Genomic DNA, 22,228 nt, shown 5'->3' with positions numbered 1-22,228 from the left:
ATGCCCACCGAGGGGGAGAAGCCGACGACGCCGGCGGACGGGGACGGCACGACCCCGCGGACCGGCAAGCGGGCCATGGTCGGCCGGCTGTCCTGGGGCCTCGCCGACCAGGCGGCCTCCAGCATGACCAACTTCGCGGTGGGCATCTACGTGGCCCGTTCGCTGGGGCTTTCCGCGTTCGGCGTGTTCAGCCTGGCCTGGCTGACCTACGGCGTGGTGCTCAACGTCGCCCGCGGCCTTGCCACCGACCCGCTCGTGGTGCGCTTCAGCGGTGTGCCGGAGGCGTCCTGGCGGGCGGCGGCGGCCCGCTCCTCGGGTGCCGCGCTCGGCGTCGGCACCGCCGTCGGCGCGGTGTGCCTGCTGGTCGGGCTCGGTGTCGGCGGCCGGGTGGGGCCCGCGTTCGTCTGTCTCGGCGTCGTCCTGCCCGCGCTGCTCCTCCAGGACGCCTGGCGGTTCGCGTTCTTCGCCGCCGGGCAGGGACGCAAGGCGTTCGTCAACGACGTGGTGTGGGGCGTCGCGCTCGTCCCCGCCATGGTGCTGGCGGCGCGCGTCGACGGCGGCGTGGACAGCGTGGCCGCCTTCGTGCTCGCCTGGGGCGCGGCCGCCGCCGTGGCCGCGGTGTTCGGCTGCTTCCAGTCCGGCATCCGGCCGCGGGTGACGCAGGCGCGCGAGTGGCTGCGCGAGCAGCGCGACCTCGGCTACCGGTACCTGGTCGAGAACGTCAGCCTCAGCGGCGCGGGCCAGCTGCGGGCGTACGGCCTCGGCGCGATCGTCGGTGTCGGCGCGGTCGGCGCGGTCCGGGGCGCGGAGCTGCTGCTCGGCCCGTTCCTCGCCCTGCTGATGGGGCTCTCGCTGGTCACCGTCGCCGAGGCGGCACGGGTGCTGCGGCGGGCACCGGACCGCCTCGGCACGTTCTGTCTCCTCCTCGGCGGCGGGCAGGCCGTCGCCGCGCTGCTGTGGGGCGGCGCGCTGCTGCTGCTCCCGGACCGGGCCGGGGAGTTCGTGCTCGGCGACGTCTGGCCCTCCGCGTCGGAGCTCATCGTGCCGGCCACGCTCGCCGTCGCGGGCGCGGGGCTCGGCAGCGGCGCGGCGGCGGGCCTGCGTGCGCTCGCCGCGGCCCGGCGCAGCCTGCGCTGCCAACTGTTCGCCTCCGCCTGCTACGTCGGCGGCGGGCTCGGCGGTGCGGCCGCGGCCGGCACGATCGGCTCGGCCTGGGGCGTCGCCGCCGCGACGGCCTGCGGCTCGGCCGTGTGGTGGCTTCAGCTGCGGTCCGCCCTGCGCGAGCACCACCGCCTTTCCATCCCCGAAGTGAGGACCCCATGAACGCCCACCCCCGGTTGAGCATCGGCCTGCCCGTGTACAACGGCGAGGAGTACCTCGCCGAGTCGCTCGACGCGCTGCTCGGCCAGACCTACGAGGACTTCGAGCTGGTCATCACCGACAACGCCTCGACCGACGGGACGCAGGACATCTGCCGCAAGTACGCAGCGCAGGACGCGCGGATCCGCTATCTGCGGCTCCCCCGCAACGTCGGCGCGGCGCCCAACCACAACTATGTGTTCACCCAGTGCCGCGGCGAGCTGTTCAAGTGGGCATCGCACGACGACCTGTACGCCCGCGACCTGCTGCGGCGCTGCGTCGAGGCCCTGGACGAGCGTCCCGAGGTGATTCTCGCGCACGCCGACCAGGCGGTCATCGACGGCGAGGGCAAGGTGAAGGTGCCCTACGAGTACACGCTCGCCACCGCCTCGCCGCGCGCCCCGGAGCGCTTCCGCAGCATGCTGTTCGAGCCCGGCGGCGACGACTTCTACGGGGTCGTACGCGCCGACGTGCTGCGCCGGGTGAAGCCGCACGACAGCTACCACCACGCGGACCGCACGTTCGTCGCGGAGATCGGCCTGCACGGGCCCTTCCACCAGGTGCCGGAGCTGCTCTACTTCCGCCGCGACCACCCCACGCGCGCCGAGCGGGCGAACCCGGGCAAGCGCTCCCGGTGCGTCAACCTGGACCCGCGCAGGGCAGGGCTGCTGCACCCGACGCCCCGGCTCCTCGCCGAGTACGTGTGGGGCTTCGTCGCGGCGATCCGGCGGGCGCCGCTGTCCGCGGCCGACCGGCAGGCCTGCTACCGCCACCTGGCCGCGTGGATGACCAGCAGGGCCCGGCCCGGCGCGGGCGAGCGGGTCGAGGACCGCGCCCCGGTCGACCCGGCGGCGCTCGCCGTGTCCGTGGACGACCTCGTCGCGGGCCGCGAGGGGCGGCAGCCGTGACGCCCCGTACGCGGGTGGGGGTGTTCGGCCTGCTCGGCTCCGGCAACCTCGGCAACGACGGGTCCCTGGAGGCCGTGCTCGGTTATCTCCGCGCCGAGCATCCGCGGGCGGCCGTCGACGCGCTGTGCGGCGGGCCGGAGGTCGTCGCGTCCCGGTACGGGATTCCCGCGACGCGGCTGCACTGGTACCGCGGCGAGTACCGGACCGCGTCACGCCTCGGCGCGATCGCGGGCAAGGGGCTCGGCAAGCTCGTCGACGTGTTCCGCACCGCCGCCTGGGTGCGCCGCCACGACGTGGTGATCGTGCCGGGGATGGGCGTCCTGGAGGCCACGCTGCCGCTGCGGCCCTGGGGCTTCCCGTACTCGCTGTTCCTGCTCTGCGCGAGCGGCCGTCTGCTCGGCACCCGGGTGGCGCTGGTCGGCGTCGGCGCCGCCCCGATCCGCGACCGGCCGACCCGGGCCCTGGTGCGCCTCTCGGCGCGGCTCGCCGCGTACCGCTCGTACCGCGACACGCTGTCCCGCGACGCGATGCGGGCGACGGGCGTGGACACCGCGCGCGACGAGGTCTACCCGGATCTCGCGTTCGCCCTGCCGACCCCCTCGGCGGCCCCGTCCCCCGGCACGGTCTGCGTCGGCGTCATGGACTTCCACGGCGGCAACGACGACCGGGCCCGCGCCGAGGAGATCCACCGGCGCTACCTGGACGGGACGACCGCCTTCGTCCGCGCGCTGGTCGAGGACGGCCGGACTGTGCGGCTGCTCACCGGCGACGCCTGCGACGCGTCGGTGGTCGAAGCGATCCTGGACGCGGTGGACTCGCCGCTGGTCACCGCCTCCGAAGCGGCTTCTCTGGCCGACCTGATGAAGGAGACGGCGGCCGCCGACACCGTGGTGGCTACCCGCTACCACAACCTGGTCTGCGCCCTGAAGGCGGGCACGCCGACGCTCGCCCTCAGCTACGCGGCGAAGAGCGACGCGCTCATGGAGCGGATGGGCCTCGGCGCGTACTGCCACCCGGCCCGCGACGTCGACGCCGACCGGCTCCTCGACCAGTTCCGGTCCCTGGAGAAGCATGCGGCGGAGACCCGACGTGCCCTCGCCCACCGCAACGAAGAGGCGGCACGGCAACTCGACCGCCAGTTCGCCGACTTGACCACGACCCTGTTCCCGTCGTCCCCGTCGACGCGTCCGTCGACCGCCCGGCGGGAGAACCGATGAACCAGCGGGAGAAGCGATGAACCAGCGGGAGAACCGATGAGAGCGACCGAAGTCCCGACGATCGCCGGCGCGTACCTGTTCGAGCCGACGCCGTACGCGGACGAACGCGGCTTCTTCTGCCGCACCTTCGACGCCGACGTGGTCCGTTCGGTGGGGCTCGACCCGCACGCCTTCCTCCAGGACAGCGTGTCCCGCTCGGTCCGGGGCGTGCTGCGCGGCCTGCATCTGCGCTCCGGCGCCGGGGAGGCCAAGCTGGTGCGGTGCTCGTACGGGAAGATCTTCGACGTGGTCGTGGATCTGCGGCCGGACTCGCCGACGTACCGCAGCGTGGCGACCTTCGAGCTGTCCGGCGAGACGCAGGTGACCCTGTACATCCCGGCGGGGTGCGCGCACGGTTTCCAGGCGCTGACCGGGACCGCCGACACCTCGTACCGGATCGACCGCCCGCACGATCCGGCCGAGGACGTGACGATCGCCTTCGACGATCCGGAGCTCGCCGTGCCGTGGCCGCTGCCGGTCACCCTGATGTCGCAACGGGACCGGGAGGCACCGAGCCTCGCCGAGGTCCTGAAGCACCGAGAGAACTGAGGCCCGCCGTGGACACCGAACGCAACGAAGCCGCCGAAGGCGACGGCAGCACCGCGGAGTTCAGCCTGCCCAGGTCGCGGCGGGCCAACGAGCGGCTGCACGCCCTGGTCCCCGGGGGCGCGCACACCTACGCCAAGGGCGACGACCAGTACCCCGAGGGCCTGGCTCCGGTCATCAGCCACGGCCGCGGTGCCCATGTGTGGGACGTCGACGGCAACCGCTACATCGAGTACGGCTCGGGGCTGCGGTCGGTCAGCCTCGGGCACGTCCACCCGCGTGTGACCGAGGCGGTGCGCCGTGAACTGGACCGCGGCAGCAACTTCGTCCGGCCCTCCGTCGTCGAGGTCGAGGTCGCGGAGCGCTTCCTGGCCACGGTGCCGACCGCCGAGATGGTGAAGTTCGCGAAGAACGGCTCCGACGCCACCACCGCCGCGGTGCGCCTCGCCCGCGCCGCCACCGGGCGCCCGCGAGTGGCGCTCTGCGGGGACCACCCGTTCTTCTCCGTCGACGACTGGTTCATCGGCTCCACACCGATGTCCGCGGGCATCCCCGACGCGACCAACGACCTCACGGTGACGTTCCCTTACGGGGACCTGGCCGCCACGGAGGAGCTGCTCACCCGGTACCGGGGCGAGGTGGCCTGTCTGATCCTCGAACCCGCCACCCACACCGAACCGCCGCCCGGCTACCTCGCGGGCCTGCGGGAGCTGGCCGACCGGCACGGCTGCGTCCTGGTCTTCGACGAGATGATCACCGGTCTGCGCTGGTCAGAGGCGGGCGCGCAGGGCCTGTACGGCGTCGTCCCCGACCTCTCCACGTTCGGCAAGGCGCTGGGCAACGGGTTCGCGGTCTCCGCGCTCGCCGGGCGCCGCGAGCTGATGGAGCGCGGGGGTCTGCGCCACGCGGGCGAGCGGGTGTTCCTGCTGTCCACCACGCACGGCGCGGAGACACACTCCCTGGCCGCCGCGGCGGCCGTGCTCACCACCTATGTCGAGGAGGGCGTCACCGCGCGGCTGCACGCCCTCGGCGAGCGGCTGGCCGCCGGGGTCCGCGAGGCCACCGCCGGCATGGGCGTCGGTGACCACGTCGTCGTCCGCGGCCGGGCCAGCAACCTGGTGTTCGCGACCCTCGACGAGCACGGCAGGCCGTCGCAGGAGTACCGCACCCTGTTCCTGCGGCAGCTCCTGGCGGGCGGGGTCCTCGCCCCGTCGTTCGTGGTGAGCGACGCGCTCGACGACACCGACATCGAGCACACCGTGGATGTGGTGGCGCAGGCCTGCGCGGTGTACCGGAAGGCGCTGGACGCGGGCGGCCCCGCTCCCTGGCTGGGCGGGCGCCCCGTGAAGCCCGTGTTCCGCCGCCTGGCGTGACGTCAGGGCCGCTCGCGCCGGCCGGTGCCGGCGACCCGGTCGACCAGCCACGCGGTCGCCGGGACCACGGCGAGAGCGGTGCACCAGCCGCCGAGGACGTCGGTCGGGTAGTGCGCGCTCAGGGACACCTGGGCCCAGCCCATGGCGGCTCCGGCGGCCAGCGCGGCGGCGAGCACGAGTGCGGTGCCCGCCGCCGTGCCGAGACCGAGGCGGCCGGTCGCGAGCAGCGCCACGGCGACGGCGAGCGCGGTGGCGAAGGCGGTGTGCCCGCTCGGGTAGGACAGGTTGTCGGGTCCGTGAATGGTGCGCCCCACCAGGGACTTGACCAGTGTCGTCGCGCCCACGGCCAGGACGGCGCCGGCGACGACGAGCACCGCTCCTCGACGGTGCCTGAGCAGCAGACAGCCCGCGACGGCGGCCACGACCAGGAGCGCCGCTCCGGCGGGCTCCCCCCAGAAGTCGACGGCCAGAGCCACGTTCCGCCACGGCGGTCGCACGCTGTCCGCGGTCGGGTCGACGAACCACCTGTCCACCCTGCCGGGCTCGCTGTGCCCCGCGTACAGGACCCCGATCACGACGACCACCAGCGCGGCGAGGGCGGCGAGCGCCGCGAGGCTCGCGCGCAGCGACGGGGGCAGCACCGATGAGGGCAGCACCGCGGGCTCTGGCCGTTCGGTCATGTGCCGGTCGTTGACCACTCGCCCACCCTAACCAACGTCCGGACGCGGCAGCGGGCCGCCGGGGCACACCGGCCGACTCCGTTGCCGGTCACCGGAGTCGGGCGCGGACGCGCTCGGCCTGGGTGCCGCGGTTCTGCGCCTCGTACAGGGCGAGGGCCTGCTGCCAGGCCTCGCGGGCGGGGGCGGGCTCGCCCATGGCGTGGTGGGTCTCCGCCAGGTTGGCGAGGGTGTCGGCCTCGTTCGTCGCGTCCGCGTACGCGCGGAAGAGGGCGAGGGCACGCCGGTAGTGGTCCAGGGCCTCGGTGTGTCTGCCGGTGCGGTGGGCGATGTAGCCGAGGCTGTCGAGGGTGGATGCGGTGTCGGTGGGGCGGCCGTGGACGTGGAAGAGGCGCAGGGCCTCCTCGCAGTGGGCCTCGGCCTCGGCGTAGCCGCCGAGTCGGGCGTGCATCCAGCCGACGGCGTTGAGCTGGTTGGCCTTGGCAGACCGGGTGGTCCAGGCGCTGGTAGAGGGCGAGGGCGTGCTGTGCGTGCTCCAGGGCTCGTTCGTTGTCGCCGTGCTGCTCCCAGACCCGGCCGAGGGTGCGGCGGATGTGGGCCTGCCCGGCGAGGTCGTCGGTGCTCCCGGCGACCGCGAGGGCCCGGCCCAGGTGGTCGAGGGCCTCGCTGTGGTCGCCGGTCAGTGCGCGGGCGTGGCAGTAGCGCCAGTGGGCGAGCGCCCTGGGGGGAAGGGGCGTCGCCGTGGCGTTCGGCGGCGGTCAGGGCGGTGCGCCAGACGGCCAGGTACGCCATCCCGGCGCGGCGGCGCCGGGATCTCCGGTGAGCAGCTGCTGGTGCAGGTCCCGCAAGGAGCCGGACGGGTCCACGCCGAGTTCCTCGGCGAGGTGTTCCCTGAGGTTCCGGTAGTGCGCCAGGGCGTCGGCCGCCCGTCCCGCGCGGTACAGGGCGAGCATGAGCTGGCCCGCGAGCCGCTCGTCCAACGGGTACGTGGCGGCGCGCGCCGTGAGCGGGGCCAGGAGTTCGCTGTGGCGTCCCTGCCGCAGCGCGATGTCCTTGCCGTCGAGTTCCGCGGCGAGGCGTTCGCGGGCGAGGGTGTCGCGCAGTTCGTTGAACCAGGGCGTGTCCCTACCGGCGAAGGCCTCCGCCTGCCACGCCCGAGCGCCCGCTGGAACAGTCCCGCGGCGCGTTCGCCGTCCTGGGCGTCCCGCGCGGCCCGAGCCTGTGCCGCCAGGTCCCGGAACCGGTGCAGGTCGACCGTCGACCGGTCGACGGTGAGACGGTACCCGCCGGGCTCCCTGCCGATGTGCACGCCGTGCTCCTCGACCGCTGCGAGGGCCTGCCGCAGGCGTGAGAGGTAGCTGTAGAGCGTCGAGCGGAACCGCTGCGGTGGCCGGTCCGCCCAGACGCGGTCGGCCAGCCGGTCCACCGGCACGACGCGCGGGGCGTCCACCACAAGTGCCGCGAGGACACCGCGCTTCCTCAGATGCCCGACCGCGAGCGGACGGCCGTCGAGCAGCACCTCGATGTCTCCGAGCAACGTGAACCGCACGGCCACGGCATCGAACCCTCCGCCCCGGCGCTCCCTTCGACGACCCGCTGCCTCGACAGTCGTCGACAGTGGTCCGCAGGGCCCCGGACCACCACCTTGGCGCGGGGCCTGGGGCGTGGGGCGACATTCACCCGACTCGGCCGAAAACCGCTGCCCGCGGCGCCTTCGGCGCGGTCGCCGCACGGACGAGCACGACTGCCGCCCGCCGTGCCCATGGGGGCCTGCCGGTGGGTGGCGGCGGCGATCGGGCCGGGGGCGGGAGTCGGCTGCGGCCCTCGACCGCATCGTTCGGCCGACAATGGCCGAGCGGGGCTCGTGCCGCTGGGAAACTGGTAATCTCACGGCTGCCGTTGAGGTTCTGGCGCGCATATGAGCGGGTGCGTGAACAGGATCCGAGTGCGGGCTTCGCACAGGAATCCCGCGCGCGAAACCATGCGCATCTCGCCACCCGGAACGGCTCTCGCGGCGCCGTAGATCCATTCCGTTTCCCCACAGCGCTCCGCACCTCACCTGCGTCGGGCAGCTCGCTCGTCACTTCCGCGCAGCCCTTCATCAGCGCTTCACCTAGGTGCGTATCAGCCCTTCCATGAAGCGCTGTTGAACCCGCAAAATTCACAGGCCACACTGATGTTCGTGGCCGCCATTGGCACAGGCTGGGGCACGACGGCTCTCTCGTCCGCCACGGCCCGGTAATCGTCATTTCTCTGTGCCCATGGCGGGGTGTCACATGTGGACGACTCTCCGGTCGGAGGACGGTACCGACGGCCTCCTCCGCGCCTTGTGGCGCGCGAGTGACAGCTGACGTGGGTAGCGGTGGTACCGAGAGGAGAGCAGGCACATGACCGGAGTCCAGTGCGCGGACGCCGAGGCACGTGCCGGGGGCGTCGCCCGGTCCTTCGTGGGGCATGGGTACGGCCCGTTCCCAGGGATTCCATGTTGCGGCCCGACAGCACTCCTCGCCGAGCCGGGCGGGGACCGCGGACAGCGTTCCGCGCCGTGACCGCGGGGTTCCCACCGCGGCCACCGGCAGTCCGGGGAACGCCCGGGAGAACCCGAAGAACCGCCTGAGCCCGGAGTCGGGAGCACTGGACCCCGGGCCCCTGGGCCCTGCGCGGGGTGCGTCGAGCGCCGTGCGCCCGCCGCCGCCCGGGGCCGGGAAGGTCCTGTCGAGCTCCCACCTGTCCGCCGCCGCCACCGAGCCCTTCCCCCGGCCGCCCGGCCCGGCGAATCCGCACCGAGGAAACGACGCCGAGCGCGGACATGCGCAGAACGGCTTCCGCGCGCCCCCACGACTTCCTCCGCGAAAGGAAACCGGCTTCATGGCCGTTGGAATTCACCACCTCAGGACGTTCCTCATGGCGGTCGACGAAGGCAGCATCTCGAAGGCGGCCACGAGGCTCCACATGGCCCAGTCGGCGGTTTCCCGCAGGCTCGCGGAGTTGGAACGGCATGTGAGACAACCCCTGTTGGAGCGTTCCGCGGAAGGCGTGCAGCCCACGGTGGCCGGCAAGATGTTCTGCGCCAAGGCCGACGCCGCCGTCACCGCGTTCGACGACGCCATGCGCACCGACATGCACCGCGTGCGCGCCCTGCGCGTCGGCTACGCCTGGTCGGCCGCCGGTGTGTACACCAGCGAGATCCTGCGCCGGTGGCAGGAGGTCAACCCGGACGTGATGGTGCGCCTGAAGCGGGTCGACGACCCCGCGGGCGGACTCACCAGCGGCCTCTCGGACGTGGCCATCATGCGCACCCACGCCCAGCGCCGGAACCTGCGCGAGGAGCTCCTGGTGATGGAGCCGCGGGTGGTCGCCGTGCCCGCGGGCAGTGCCCTGGCCGGGCGGGGCAAGATATGCCTGCCGGACCTCGCCGACTACCCGCTGGTGATCAACTCCTTCTCCGGCACCACCAACCTCGAACTGTGGCAGGAGGGCAGACAGCCCGTGGTGGCGGTGGAGGTCGACACCATCGACGACTGGCAGAGCTACATCGCCGCCGGTGTCGGTATCGGGGTGACACCGGCCTCCACCGCCTGGATGCACCCGCACGCCGAGATCAGCTACCTCCCCGTTCCCGACGCGCCGCCGGTGCCGGTCTATCTGGTCTGGGCGTCCAACAACCGGCATCCGGCTCTGCACTCCTTCATCCAGCTGGCGCGGAACGTGGTGGCGGAAGTCGCCGAGTAGCCGAGGGCGGGAGAGGAACGGGAAGGGGAGGAGGCGCGGCGTGGTCATGGGTGCGGGTCCGGCTGAGTCAGACCTCCGACCTGGCGGCAGGCCCGCCCACCGCGGCGCCGCCTTCGTCGGCACGCCGCCCGGTCCCGTACCCGTCACCGGGCGAGGCCCCGGACACGGACTCGGTGCCCGACCCGGAGCCGATGCCGGAGCCGGAGCCGGTCCCGCGCTCGTCGCCCGACCCGTCCGGCCGGTCACCCGGTCCGTCCGACCCGTCCCCCGCCACGTCTCCCGACTCCTCGTCACCGATGAGGCCGACATGCCGCAGCACCACGGCGGACAGGAACGCGAGCACCAGGGTGCAGACCGCGGCGACCAGCATCGCGACGTTCAGCCCCGAGGTGGCCGCCTCCTTCGCCTGGTCGAACCAGCCCGCGGGCATCCGGTCCGCCGCCGAGGACGCGCCCGCGAGGCTGTCGCCCGCCGTGTCGGCCACGTCGGAGGGCGTACCGGCGGGGATCTTGTCGTCGATGCGGCCGCGGTAGACCGCGGTGGCCAGGCTGCCCAGGACGGCCACGCCCAGGGCGAGGCCGAGTTCCTGCACGGTCTCCGACATCGCGGAGGCCGAACCGGCCTTCTCCGGTGGCGCGGCTCCCACGACCAGGTCCGTACCGAGGGCCGCGATCGCGCCGAGCCCGAGGTAGACGAGGCCGAAACCGATCACCATCAGGGCGATGCCGCCCGAGGAGTCCACCTGGGTGAGCAGCACGTATCCGACCGTGGACAGCACCAAGGTGACGGCGACGACGATCCCCGGCGGCACCCGGCGCGCGACCAGCGGCGCCCCGATCGCGGCCACGAACATCATCAGCGCGGGCGGCCCCATCCACAGCCCCGCTTCGACCGGCGCCAGGTCCTCCACGAGCTGGAGCTGCTGCGTGATCAGCAGCATCGAGCCGCCGACGCCCACCAGGCCCACGAGCAGCACGCTCAGCGCCGCGCTGAACGTACGGTTGGTGAAGAGCCGCACGTCGAGGAGCGGGCTCTCCAGCTTGCCCTGGCGCCGGACGAACAGCACCGCGAACACCAGGCCGAGCACCGTGGCGGTGAGCGTGGGAACACCGATGCCGTCCTTGGCGAACCGCTTCACGGCGTAGATCACCGGCAGGATCGCGAGCAGCGAGAGGCCGACGCTGAGCAGGTCGAACCGGCCGTTCTGCGGCGCCCGGTACTCGGGGATCAGGACCGGCGCCGCCACCAGGAGGACGACCGCGACCGGCACGGCGAGCAGGAACGCCGAGCCCCACCAGAAGTGGTCGAGCATCGCGCCGCCGACCACGGGGCCGAGGGCCATGCCGAGCGCGAAGCTCGTCGCCCACACCCCGATGGCCAGCGAGCGCTGCCGCAGATCCGTGAACATGTTGCTGATCAGGGCCAGGGTGGACGGCATCAGTGTGGCACCGGCGATCCCGAGGGCCGCGCGCGCGGCGATCAGCATCTCGGCGCTGCCCGAGTAGGCGGCCACCACCGACACGGCCCCGAACGCGGCGGCCCCGATCATCAGCAGTTTGCGGCGGCCGATCCGGTCACCGAGGGTGCCCATGGTGATCAGGAAACCGGCGATCAGGAAGCCGTACGCGTCCATGATCCACAGCTCTTCGGTGCCGTTCGGGCGCAAGTCCTGGGCCAGCGAGGGAAGCGCGAGGTACAGCACGGTGACGTCGAGACCGAGCAGCACCGTGGGCAGCGAGAGGACGGCAAGGCCTCCCCACTCCCGCGGGCCGGCCTTGATTGCGGTCGATGGGCTCATGGCACTCCCAAGCGTGGCGATGTCTACAACCTGCGGAGGCACTGTGCCGAGCGGCGCGCACGATTTCCTGACGGTCCCCGGCCGATACACTGCGCCCATGCGTTACGGGGTGCTCGGCCCGCTGGCCGTCTGGGACGCCGAAGGGCGGCCGGTCAAAGTCCCCGAAGTGAAAGTGCGCGCCCTGCTGGCGAACCTGCTGATCCACGAGGGCGGTCCCGTCCCCGCGGACCGGCTCATCGACGACCTGTGGGCGGGCAATCCGCCGGACGGGTCGGTCAACACGCTGCAGACCAAGGTCTCCCAGCTGCGCCGGGTGCTCGGCCGGGAGCAGGTCGTGCGCGAGCCCGCGGGCTACCGGCTGCTCCTCGCCGGCAGCACCCGGGGCGCCGACGGCACGGACGGGTCGGGCGGGCCCTCCGGCGTGGTCGACGCCGTGCGGTTCCAGGAACTGGCGGAGCGTGCCCGCGCCCACGAGGAACCGGCGGTGAAGGGGAACCTGTTCGCCGACGCGCTCGCGCTGTGGCGGGGCCCGGCCTACGCCGACGTCGCCGAGTCCCTCTTCGCCCGCAGTGAGATCGCCCGTCTGGAGGAGCTGCGGCTGACCGTGGTGGAGGACCAGGCCGAGGTGCGGCTTACCCTCGGCGACCACACGGCGCTCGCCGCGGAGCTCGGCGACCTGGTGGCGCGGCATCCGCTGCGGGAACGCCTGCGGATGGCCCACATGCGCGCGCTGTACCGGTCGGGACGGCAGAGCGACGCGTTGCAGAGCTTCCAGGAGCTGCGGCGCCATCTGGTGGAGGAGCTGGGGGCGTCGCCCGGTCCCGCGGTCGCCGCGCTGCACGAGGCGATCCTGCGCCAGGAGCCGCACCTGGCGTCGCCGTCCGTCGAGTCGTCGTCGTGCCGTACGAATCTGCCCACGACGCTGACCTCGTTGATCGGCAGGCGGGAGGCGGTCGGGCAGGTCCGGGCACGCCTCGGCGCGGACGCGCACACCCGTCTCGTCACGCTCACGGGGCTCGGCGGGGTCGGGAAGACGCGGCTCGCCATCGCGGCGGCGCGCGGCATGACGGAGCGGTTCACCGACGGGGTGTGGCTGGTCGAACTGGCCGGTCTGGGCGGGACGTCGGCTCCCGACGACATCGCCGAGCGGGTCATCACGACGCTGGGTCTGTGCGACACCGCGGCGACGGAGCCGAACCTGGACGACCTGGTGGGCTGGCTGTGCCAGGCGGTGGCCGGGAAGCGCCTGCTGATCCTCCTCGACAACTGCGAGCATCTCGTCGAGCCGGTCGCCGTGTTCGCCGGTGCCGTCCTGTCGACGGTGCCCGGCGGGCATCTCCTCGTCACCAGCCAGGAAGCCCTCGACATCCCCGGCGAGGTGGTGCATCCGGTGCCGCCGCTCGCGTTGCCGGAGACCGGCGATCCGGCGGCGGTCGCCCGGTCCAGCGCCGTCGAGCTGTTCCTGGAGCGGGCCGCGGCGGCGGCGCCCGGCTTCGCCCTCGACACGGACAACGCACCGGCCGTCGCCACCATCTGCCGCCGCCTCGACGGCATTCCGCTGGCCCTGGAACTCGTGGCGTCGCGGCTGCGCACGCTCAGCCCGCAGGAGCTCGCCGCCTGCCTGGACGCCCGGTTCACCCGGCCCGAGGTCCGGGCGCGCGGCCTGCCCGCCCGGCAGCAGACCCTGCGGGGCATGCTCGACTGGAGCTGGCAGCTCCTCACCCCGGACGAGCAGACCGTGCTGCGGCGCCTGTCCGTGCACGCCGACGGCTGCACCCTGAGGTCCGCCGAGGCCGTCTGCGCCGGACCGGACCTGCCCGCCGAGCGGGTGCCCGACCTGCTGTCGCGCCTGGTGGACCGCTCCCTGGTGGTACGGGAGTCGGACCGGTTCCGGCTGCTCGAATCGGTGGCCGCCTACAGCGCCGAGCGCCTCGCGGAGGCCGGTGAGGCCGGCGCCGTCCGCGCGCGGTTCCTGCGGTGCTACGCGGAACTCGCCGAACGGGAGGCCGAGCTCCTGCGCGGCCCGGAGCAGCGGCACTGCCTGGAGCGCCTGGACGCGGAGACGGTCAACCTGCGCCGCGCCCTGGACCTCGCGGCCGCCGAGAACGCCACCGGGTACGCGCTGCGCCTGGTGAACGCCCTGACGTGGTACTGGTTCCTGCGGGGACGGCTCACCGAGGCCCGCAGGTCGCTCCAGTCGGCCCTCGCCGCCCCCGGCGACGTTGCCCCCCTCGCGCGTCTGACCGCTCGGTCCTGGCTGGCCGGCATCGAGCTGCGCACGTCGTCGGCCGGCACCGCGCCGGTGCAGCCCGGTGCGGACCCGACGGCCGGTCTCGGCGATCCGGTGCTGCGGGCCCGGCTGCAGTGGTTCGTCGGTACCGGCCTGACCGGCCTCGGCCGCACTCGCGAGGGGCGCGTCCTGGTGGAGGCGAGCCTGGCCGGCGCGCGTGCCGCCGACGACCGCTGGGGCGAGGCCGCGGCGCTGGTCGAGCTGGCCGGCCACGTGCGTGACCGCGCCGAGTCGCACGCCGAGCTGGGGGCCGCCCTCTTCCACGAAGTCGGCGACCGCTGGGGGCAGTTGCGGGCCACCCGGTCCCTGGCGCTGGCCGCCGAGCGCGACGGCGACCACGCCCGGACGGAGCGCCTGCACCGGGAAGGGCTCCTCGTCGCCGAGGAGCTCGGGCTGTGGACCGAGGTCGTCGAGGCGTTGTCGTGGCTCGGCGAGACCGCCCTCGCCGCAGGGCACGCCGAGCGGGCGTCGGAGTTGTACGAGCGCGCGCTCGCCGTCTCGGCCGAACGGGCCTACAGCCGGGGCGAGATCCGCGCCGAGACCGGCCTGGGGCTCGCCGCGCGTCTGCGCGGCGACCGGGAGGCCGCCAAGCGGCATCTGAACCGGGCGCTCGCCAAGGGCTGTTCGTCGGGCCACGCGGCCGGTGCCGCGGCCGCGCTCGCGGAACTGCGTCTTGTGCCGCGGGCCTGAGCCCGCCCCGCAGGATCCCCGCGGGCCTGAACCCGCTGCGCGAGACCCCTGCGTGCCCGAGCCCGCCCCGCAGGCCCGCGGGGTCCCCGCGAGCCCCCGCGAGTACGCGCGCGGCACCGGTGGCCGCCCGCCATTCGGCGACTACCCGTTTGTTCGGACGCCCTACTCGATCACGCAGTAGCCGCTAAAAGTATGTCTCGCCTAGCCTGTCCGCAGGCGTTGTCTATTCGCGCACGAATGGCAGGCGAAGGAGTGGCGTTCGTGGGGATCGCAGCGGAATCCAGAACTCTCGAATTGACCGGCCAGCAGCGGGACATCTGGGCGGCGGAAGCGCGTACACCGGGGAACTGCCAATTCAATGTGACGATTCACGAGCGGCTGACGGGCGAGGTGGACCGGGACCTGCTCGGCGCCTGCCTGGTCCGTGCGCTGGGCGGGCACGACGCCTTCCGGCTGCGGTTCGGCGAGGACGACGAGGGGGTGCCCCGGGTCCGGCGGATCCCCGCAGGACCCGCGGCTTGGGCGCCGTCGTTCGAGCGTGTCGACCTCTCGGGCGGGCCGGACCCCCGCCGCGCCGCCCTGACCTGGTGCGAGCACGAGCTCGGCCGGCCGCTCGACGTCCGGGGCGGCGGCCCGCTGTTCCGGGCCGCGCTCCTCAGCGAGGGGCCGGACGCCGTCCATCTCGTCCTCACCGCGCACCACATCGTGGCCGATGCCTGGGCACTGAACGCGGTGACCTCGCAGATACTTTCCGACTACCGTGAGCGCGCGGCGCGGCAGACCGAATCGCCCGCGCACCCGGATTCTTCGAGCCAGGAATCACCGGCCCAGGAATCGTCGGCCCAGGAATCGCCGACCCCGGAACCCTCGTACCAGGAATCCTCGTACTGGGAATCCATTGCAGAATTGGCCGCGCCGTCCGACACGGCGGCGGAAGCGGACCGCGAGCGCGACCGCGCGTTCTACCGCGACTATTTGGCGGGGGTGGCGCCCGCACTGTTCCCGCGTTCCCGGACCGCGCGGCAACCCGGCCGCGGCAGGCACTCCTTCACCGTCGGGGAGGAAGTCGTCGGGCGCGTCGTCGACGCGGGGGCGTCGCCCTTCCCGTATCTGCTCTCGGCGATCGCGGTGTGCCTCTCGCGCTACCACCGGGAGCACGAGGTCGTGCTCGGTGTGCCGTTCTCCAACCGCAGGACCGACGAGGAGCGCGCGACCGTCGGGGAGTTCGCCAACAACCTGCCGGTGCGGATCGCGGTGGCGGACGACGAGCCCCTCCTAGCCCTCGCCGAGCGCGTCCGCGCACGCGTCGACACGCTCAAGGAGCACGAGCGGCTGCCGTTCGGCGACATCCTCCGGCAGGCGCCCACGCAGGGCGCCGACGGACGCAGGCTGTTCGACGTGACCGTGTCCTATCTGCGCTTCCCCCGGCCGCGGGAGATACCGGGGGTGGCCCGCACGACCACCGTCATGGCCCCCGTCCACGCGGCCGACGCGCTGTCGGTCATGGTGCAGGCCTTCGACGACGAGCCCGGTCTGCGCGTCGACCTGGACTACGCCGACGACGTGTTCGACGGGGACCTCACGGCGGAGGCGCTGGCCGGACACGTCGACGAGATCCTCCGGCACGGCCTGGAACCCCTGGACCGGCCGCTGTCGGCGCTCCCCATGCTGACCGCCGCCGAGTACGAGGACGTCGTGCGCCGCCGCCAGGGCCCGACGGCGCCCTATCCGCGGGAGAAGACGCTGCACCAGCTCTTCGCCGAGCAGGCGGCGCGCACCCCGGACCTGACGGCCGTGGTCGACGACGTCTCCGGCACCACCCTGACCTTCGCCGCGCTCGACCGCCTCTCCAACCAGGTGGCGCGGGCGCTGCGCGCGCACGGGGCGGGCCCCGGCGAGAGGGTCGCGATCCTCGCCGAGCGCGGCCCGGAGCTGCTGCCAGGACTGCTCGGCATCCTGAAGTCGGGCGCCGCCTACGTGCCCGTCGACCCCGGTTACCCGCCCGCGCGGATCAAGCTGCTCCTGGCGGACTGCCGGGCGAAGCTGGTGCTGCGCGGCGACGGCGCCGCCGCCGGGACCGCGGCCCCGGACACGGACGCCCCGGTGCTCCGGATCTCCGAGCTGTACCGCGGTTCCGCCGAGCCGCTCGGCCCGACCTCAAGCTCCGACGACCTCGCCTACGTCATCTACACCTCCGGTTCCACCGGCCGCCCCAAGGGCGTCATGGTCGAACACCACGCGGTGGTCAACCGGCTGACGTGGATGCAGCGCCGCTACCCGGTCGGTCCGGGCGACACGCTGTTGCAGAAGACGCCCATCTCCTTCGACGTCTCGGTGTGGGAGCTGCTGTGGTGGGCCGTCCAGGGCGCCCGAGTGGTGCTGCTGCCGCCGGGCGGCGAGAAGGACCCGGCGGAGATCGCCCGGGTCGTGCGCGTACACCGCGTGAGCGTCCTGCACTTCGTGCCGTCGATGCTCGGCCCGTTCCTCGACCTCCTGGAGGAGAGCCCGGACCGGTCCCGCGAAGCCGCCTCGCTGGCTTCGGTGTTCTGCAGCGGCGAAGCACTGCCGCCGGAGCGGGTCACGCAGTTCCAGCGGGTCTTCGGCGACGAGGACGCGCCGCGCCTGGTCAACCTGTACGGGCCCACCGAAGCCGCCGTCGACGTCACGTACTTCGACTGCCCGCCCGCCGCGCACGGGCCCGTCACCCGGGTGCCCATCGGCCGCCCGGTGGAGAACACCACGCTGTACGTACTCGACCGGCACGACCGGCCGCAGCCCGTCGGCGTCCCCGGCGAGCTGTGCGTCGGCGGCGTCCAGGTCGCCCGCGGCTACCTGGGCCGCCCCGAACTGACCGCCGAGCGCTTCGTGGAGGACCCCTTCAGCCCCGGCGGGCGCCTCTACCGCACCGGGGACCTTGCCCGCCTGCTCGCCGACGGCACCGTCGAGTACCTCGGCAGGACCGACGACCAGGTGAAGATCCGCGGCAACCGGGTGGAGCTGGGCGAGGTGCAGAACGCCCTGGTCTCCCTGCCCGCGATCCGCGACGCCGTGGTCGTCGACCACCGGCCCGGCGGCGGCCGGGGCCCGGTCCTCGTCGCCTACTGCACGGCCGACGACGACCTCGACACCGGCGCGCTGCGCTCGGCCCTCGGCGAGGTGCTCCCCGGCTTCATGATCCCGGCGCACTTCGAACGGCTCGCCGCCCTCCCCCTCACCCCGAACGGCAAGGCCGACCGCAAGGCGCTGCCCGCTCCGGCCGTCGGCGCGTACGCGGGCGAGGACGACGCGCCGCGCACTCCGCACGAGGCCGTGCTCGCCGACATCTGGGCGCGGGTGCTCGGCACCGACCGGGTCGGTGTGCACGCGGACTACTTCGTCATCGGCGGCGACTCGATCAGTGTGCTGCGGGTACGGGCCCTCGCGGCGAAGGCGGGCATCCGGTTCACGATGGACGACTTCGTCCAGAACCCGACCGTGGCGGCCCTAGCCGCGGCCGCCGAGATCTCCGCGGCACCGGCGCCGGGCGCGGGCCACCCGGACGCGGTCGCCGCCGCGCCGGAGCCGTTCGCCCTGGTCTCCCCCGTGGACCGCGCCCGCCTGGAGACGTACGAGGACGCCTATCCGCTGACCCGGCTCCAGCTCGGCCTGCTGTTCCACAGCCGGGAGCGGCAGGACTCCGCGACGTACAAGGACGTCTTCCGCTACAGCCTCGCCATGCCGTGGCAGGAGGCCCCCTTCCGGGAGGCCTTCGCCCGCCTCGTCCGACGTCATCCCGTGCTCCGCTCGTCGTTCGCGCTCGCGGGGCACTCCGAGCCGCTCCAGATCGTCCACGCCACCGTCGAGGGCGGGCTGAGCGTCGCCGACCTGCGCGGTTCGACGCCGGACGGCGCCGAGGCGCCCATCCACGAGCACGTCGCGCGGCGGCGGCGCCACGACTACCGCTTCGACGAGGCGCCGCTGTACCACTTCCGGGCGTTCGTCCTGCCCGACACGGTCGAGCTCGTCCTCAGCTTCCACCACGCCATCCTCGACGGCGGCAGCGTCGCCAACCTCGTGTCGGAGCTCCTGCGGGACTACGGCCACCTCCTCGGGATGGACCTCGAACCGGTGCCGGACACCCTGCCGCCCTCGGCCGCGCTGCACGTCGCCGCGGAGCGTGCCGCCGTCGAGTCGGAGTCGGGCAGGGCCTACTGGCGCAAGGAACTCACCGGGGCCGCGCAGCCCCACCTGGAGAGCTTCCGCCCGTACGAGGCCCCCGCCTCCGACGAACGGATCGAGTACGACCTGACGCTGCCCGCCGAGCTCGTCGACACCGTGCGCACCACCGCGCGCGACCGGCGCGTCCCGGTGAAGGCGGTCCTGTTCGCCGCGCACGTCCTGCTCCTCCGTGCCTTCTCCGGCCGGTCGGACGTCACCACCGGGCTCGTCACCCACGGCAGGCCGGACGTCGACGGCGCCGAACGCACCTGCGGCCTCTTCCTCAACACCCTGCCCGTGCGCGTCGACGCGGAGGGGGCCACCTGGTTCGACGTCGTACGGCACGTGGTGGAAAGGGAGCGGGAGAGCCACCCGCACCGGCGGGTGCCGCTCGCCGTCATCCAGGAGGACCTCGGCCGCCCCGGGCTCGTCGACACGCTGTTCAACTACATCCACTTCCAGCAGCTCGGCGCGGTCTTCCGCACACCGGGCATCAGCAGCCGCGGCTTCGGCGTCTGGGAGGAGACCAACTTCTCCCTGGTCGTCAACGCCATGGTCGACCCGGTGGACGGCTCCATCCGGCTCCGCCTCGACTTCTCCGGCCGGTCGTTCACCGCCACGCAGGGGCAGCTGTACACCGACACGTACCTGCGCATCCTGCGCTGGATCGTGGAACAGCCGGACAGCGCGGTCGAGTTGAGCCCGCTCGCGCCCGCCGCGCCCGCCGCGCGGGCCACGGAGCCCCTGACCGATGTGGTGCGCGCCTTCGAGGACCGGGCACGCCGGTCACCGCAGGCGCAGGCGGTGGTCTCCGACGGCCGTACGTGGAGCTACGCGGAACTGGACCGGACCGCCACGCGGATCGCCCGGGGCCTCCTCGCCGCGGGCGTGCGCCCCGGCGAGCGCGTCGGCGTCGCGATGGGACGGACGCCGGAGACGGTCGCCGCGACCCTCGCCACCGCGAAGGCCGGCTGCTCGACGGTGCCGCTCGACACCGCGTATCCGGCGGCCCGGCTGCGGGACATGATCGAGCAGAGCGGGCCCGCGTGCGTCGTCGTCGACGAGGCGCACCGCGACGCCCTCGACACCACGGCCCGCCTCGTATCGTACGAGTCCCTGGCCGCGGCGGACACCGACCCCGGTGCCGGGTCCGCGCTGCCGGAGATCGGCGGCGACGACGAGGTGTACCTGCTGTTCACCTCCGGCTCGACGGGACGGCCGAAGGGCGTCGCGGCACCGCACCGCTCGCTGGCCAACCTGGTGGCCTGGCAGAACGCGATACCGAGCACCGCCGAGGACAGCAGGACCCTCCAGTACGCCCCGCTGAGCTTCGACGTCTCGTTCCAGGAGCTGTACGCCACCCTGTGCGGTGGGGGCGCCCTCGTCCTGGTCGGAGAGGAACTGCGCCGGGACATGCCGGGGCTGCTCCGCCTGATCGACAAGGAGCGCGTGGACCGGGTCCACCTGCCCTATGTGGCGCTGCAGCAGATGGCGGAGGCGTCCGACACCCTCGGCCTGGTGCCCCGGGACCTGCGCGTCCTGTGCTCCTCGGGCGAGCAGTTCCGGATGACGGACGAGATCCGCCGCTTCTGCGCGTCCCTCGGCGAGGTGGTCCTCGACAACCACTACGGCCCCACCGAGACCCACGCTGCGGCCTTCTACGAGATGACCGGCGACCCGCGGTCCTTCCCCGCGCTGCCCCCGGTCGGGCGGCCCATCCACGGGGCCCGGCTCCTGGTCCTCGACGCCCGGATGCGCCCGGTGCCCGTCGGGTGCCGGGGCGAGATCTACGTCGGCGGCGCCGGCCTCGCCACCGGGTACGCGGGGCGCCCCGACCTGACGGAGGAGCGTTTCGTCACCGCCCCGGACGGCGGCGAGCGCCTCTACCGCACCGGTGACGTCGGCATGGTGCTGCCCGACGGGAACGTGGTGTGCCTCGGCCGCGCCGACCGGCAGGTCAAGGTCCGCGGCTACCGGGTCGAGCCCGCGGAGGTCGAACTGGTCGTCACCGAGGCCGCGGCGGGCGATCCCGACGCCCTGACCGACGTCGCCGTGGTGCCCCGGCGGAACACGGCGGGCGACGTCTTCCTCGCGGCGTTCCTGGTCGGCGACCCCGCCCGGACGGACCTGGACGCGGTGCGGCGGCACCTGCGCGCGAAGCTGCCGGAGTACATGGTGCCCGCGCACTTCGCCTGGCTGCCCGCCGTCCCGCTCACGCCGAACGGCAAGCGCGACGAGGCCGCGCTGCGCGACCTGCCGCTGGCCCGCGAGGAGCGCGGCGACCGCGTCGCCCCGCGCGACGTCCACGAACGGGCTCTCGCGGAGATGCTGGCCGATCTGCTCCAGGTGCCCGAGGTCGGCGTGCACGACAACCTCTTCGACCTCGGGGCCTCCTCGATCACGGCGATGCGTCTCGTGGTCCTCACGGAGGAGCGGTTCGGCACCGCGATCCCCCTGTCGGACTTCATCGTGGCGCCCACCGTGGCCGAACTGGCCGAGCGGCTCCGCGCGACGGGCACCGTGCCGGCCGCGTTCGACCCGCTGGTGGCGATCCGGCCCGAGGGCACCAGGCCGCCGCTGTTCTTCGCGCACCCCATGGGCGGCAACGTGCTCTGCTACGTCCCTTTCGCCAAGCACCTGCCGGAGGACCAGCCTTTCTACGCGCTCCAGGCGGCCGGTTCGGACGTCGGCACGGAGCCGGTGCGCGGCATCGAGCGCCTCGCGGCCGACTACATCGCGGCGATGCGCCGGGTGCAGCCGCACGGGCCCTACCACATCGGCGGCTGGTCGTTCGGCGGGTTCGTCGCCTTCGAGATGGCCCGCCAGCTGCACGCCGCCGGGGAGCGCGTCGGCGGGCTCGTCCTGCTCGACACGACGGCGCTCAACCCGGGGCGGCGGCCCTGGACCGACGACGAGGCGCTGCTCGGCTGGTTCTTCTGGGAGCTGCTCTGGCTCCAGCACGGCAGCGCCACGGCCGGGGACCTGCTGCCACCGGACCTGACCACCCTGGACGAGAAGTTCGCGTTCATGACCGGCCTCGCCGTCGCCGAGGGCGTGCTGCCCGCGGGCAGCGGCGACGCCGTCGTACGCCGCCTCTTCCGCCTGTACGAGGCGAACTGGCGCTCCGCCTTCGACTACCGCCCCGAGGTCGTGGACCACGACGTGGTCCTCGTGCGGGCCAGGGATCCGCTGCCCGGCGTGCTCCTGGACATGCACACCGCCATCGACAGCATGCACGCCGACCCCACCAACGGCTGGCAGGAACGCACCGCGGGGCGCCTGTCGGTGATCGAGGTCGAGGGCGACCATCTCACGATCATGGAGGAACCGCGCGTGGCCGACATCGTCGGCGAGGTGCTCAGGGCCATCGGACTCCAGGCCGACGACAGCGGGAGGGACTGA

The 22,228-nt window shown here is 73.6% G+C and carries 12 protein-coding genes and 2 pseudogenes; 8 read left to right on the top strand and 6 right to left on the bottom strand.

Annotated elements, in window-relative coordinates:
* The 5 genes from GPA10_RS29230 to GPA10_RS29210 are packed head-to-tail and all read left to right on the top strand — an operon-like array spanning nt 1 to nt 5,442.
* Nucleotides 1-1,323 carry an MATE family efflux transporter gene (locus GPA10_RS29230; protein ID WP_425505829.1) on the top strand — a complete coding sequence of 441 codons (1,323 nt, stop codon included), beginning with the start codon at nt 1-3 and terminating at the stop codon, nt 1,321-1,323.
* Nucleotides 1,320-2,267 (top strand): glycosyltransferase family 2 protein, encoded by a 948-nt coding sequence (locus GPA10_RS29225; protein ID WP_157168121.1) that lies wholly within the window; start codon nt 1,320-1,322, stop codon nt 2,265-2,267. The genes GPA10_RS29230 and GPA10_RS29225 overlap by 4 nt, the downstream gene beginning before the upstream one ends.
* On the top strand, nt 2,264-3,484 hold the full coding sequence (locus GPA10_RS29220; protein ID WP_343041439.1) for a polysaccharide pyruvyl transferase family protein: 1,221 nt from the start codon (nt 2,264-2,266) through the stop codon (nt 3,482-3,484). Before GPA10_RS29225 ends, GPA10_RS29220 begins: the two co-directional genes overlap by 4 nt.
* 36 nt (nt 3,485-3,520) lie before the next feature.
* Nucleotides 3,521-4,072 carry a dTDP-4-dehydrorhamnose 3,5-epimerase gene (gene rfbC, locus GPA10_RS29215; protein ID WP_157168120.1) on the top strand — a complete coding sequence of 184 codons (552 nt, stop codon included), beginning with the start codon at nt 3,521-3,523 and terminating at the stop codon, nt 4,070-4,072.
* 8 nt (nt 4,073-4,080) lie between these two features.
* Complete coding sequence (locus GPA10_RS29210) at nt 4,081-5,442, top strand: glutamate-1-semialdehyde 2,1-aminomutase (RefSeq protein WP_343041438.1); 1,362 nt, start codon at nt 4,081-4,083, stop codon at nt 5,440-5,442.
* Between the two features lie 2 nt (nt 5,443-5,444).
* On the opposite strand, the gene GPA10_RS29205 is transcribed toward GPA10_RS29210, so the two are convergent.
* The 5 genes and pseudogenes from GPA10_RS29205 to GPA10_RS42860 all read right to left on the bottom strand — a co-directional run.
* Entirely contained in the window at nt 5,445-6,122 is a 678-nt protein-coding gene (locus GPA10_RS29205) for a phosphatase PAP2 family protein (RefSeq protein WP_157168119.1), read from the bottom strand.
* 88 nt (nt 6,123-6,210) lie between these two features.
* Nucleotides 6,211-6,570 carry a tetratricopeptide repeat protein gene (locus GPA10_RS29200; protein WP_157168118.1) on the bottom strand — a complete coding sequence of 120 codons (360 nt, stop codon included), beginning with the start codon at nt 6,568-6,570 and terminating at the stop codon, nt 6,211-6,213.
* A gap of 112 nt (nt 6,571-6,682) precedes the next feature.
* A pseudogene (locus GPA10_RS44135) lies at nt 6,683-6,802 on the bottom strand (hypothetical protein); the annotation flags it as partial.
* 75 nt (nt 6,803-6,877) lie between these two features.
* Entirely contained in the window at nt 6,878-7,522 is a 645-nt protein-coding gene (locus GPA10_RS42865; protein ID WP_246260026.1) for an AfsR/SARP family transcriptional regulator, read from the bottom strand.
* Nucleotides 7,456-7,953, bottom strand: a pseudogene (locus tag GPA10_RS42860) (AfsR/SARP family transcriptional regulator); the annotation flags it as partial. The pseudogene GPA10_RS42860 and the gene GPA10_RS42865, both read right to left, overlap by 67 nt.
* 1,034 nt (nt 7,954-8,987) lie before the next feature.
* On the opposite strand from GPA10_RS42860, the gene GPA10_RS29185 reads away from it, so the two are divergent.
* Nucleotides 8,988-9,851 carry a LysR family transcriptional regulator gene (locus GPA10_RS29185; protein WP_063803599.1) on the top strand — a complete coding sequence of 288 codons (864 nt, stop codon included), beginning with the start codon at nt 8,988-8,990 and terminating at the stop codon, nt 9,849-9,851.
* A 67-nt stretch (nt 9,852-9,918) separates the two neighbouring features.
* Here GPA10_RS29185 and GPA10_RS29180 read toward each other — a convergent pair whose 3' ends face one another.
* Nucleotides 9,919-11,649, bottom strand: coding sequence for an MFS transporter (locus GPA10_RS29180; RefSeq protein ID WP_246259998.1), 1,731 nt, complete (start codon nt 11,647-11,649; stop codon nt 9,919-9,921).
* Between the two features lie 97 nt (nt 11,650-11,746).
* On the opposite strand from GPA10_RS29180, the gene GPA10_RS29175 reads away from it, so the two are divergent.
* Both GPA10_RS29175 and GPA10_RS29170 read left to right on the top strand, forming a co-directional pair.
* On the top strand, nt 11,747-14,629 hold the full coding sequence (locus GPA10_RS29175) for an AfsR/SARP family transcriptional regulator (protein WP_157168115.1): 2,883 nt from the start codon (nt 11,747-11,749) through the stop codon (nt 14,627-14,629).
* A 192-nt stretch (nt 14,630-14,821) separates the two neighbouring features.
* Entirely contained in the window at nt 14,822-22,228 is a 7,407-nt protein-coding gene (locus GPA10_RS29170) for an amino acid adenylation domain-containing protein (RefSeq protein ID WP_425505828.1), read from the top strand.

The sequence above is a fragment of the Streptomyces typhae genome, assembly GCF_009755605.1.
In the GTDB taxonomy this organism is placed as follows: Bacteria; Actinomycetota; Actinomycetes; order Streptomycetales; family Streptomycetaceae; genus Streptomyces; species Streptomyces typhae.
Note: the sequence above shows the minus strand (reverse complement) of the source record. Positions and strands in the feature narration are given on the sequence as shown.

Coding starts and splice junctions, on each gene's coding strand:
- GPA10_RS29225 (WP_157168121.1), top strand. CDS start 1,320: ATGAACGCCCACCCCCGGTTGAGCATCGGCCTGCCCGTGTACAACGGC.
- GPA10_RS29205 (WP_157168119.1), bottom strand. CDS start 6,122: ATGACCGAACGGCCAGAGCCCGCGGTGCTGCCCTCATCGGTGCTGCCC.
- GPA10_RS29170 (WP_425505828.1), top strand. CDS start 14,822: ATGTCTCGCCTAGCCTGTCCGCAGGCGTTGTCTATTCGCGCACGAATG.
- GPA10_RS29180 (WP_246259998.1), bottom strand. CDS start 11,649: ATGAGCCCATCGACCGCAATCAAGGCCGGCCCGCGGGAGTGGGGAGGC.
- GPA10_RS29185 (WP_063803599.1), top strand. CDS start 8,988: ATGGCCGTTGGAATTCACCACCTCAGGACGTTCCTCATGGCGGTCGAC.
- GPA10_RS29200 (WP_157168118.1), bottom strand. CDS start 6,570: ATGCACGCCCGACTCGGCGGCTACGCCGAGGCCGAGGCCCACTGCGAG.
- GPA10_RS29175 (WP_157168115.1), top strand. CDS start 11,747: ATGCGTTACGGGGTGCTCGGCCCGCTGGCCGTCTGGGACGCCGAAGGG.
- GPA10_RS29230 (WP_425505829.1), top strand. CDS start 1: ATGCCCACCGAGGGGGAGAAGCCGACGACGCCGGCGGACGGGGACGGC.
- rfbC (WP_157168120.1), top strand. CDS start 3,521: ATGAGAGCGACCGAAGTCCCGACGATCGCCGGCGCGTACCTGTTCGAG.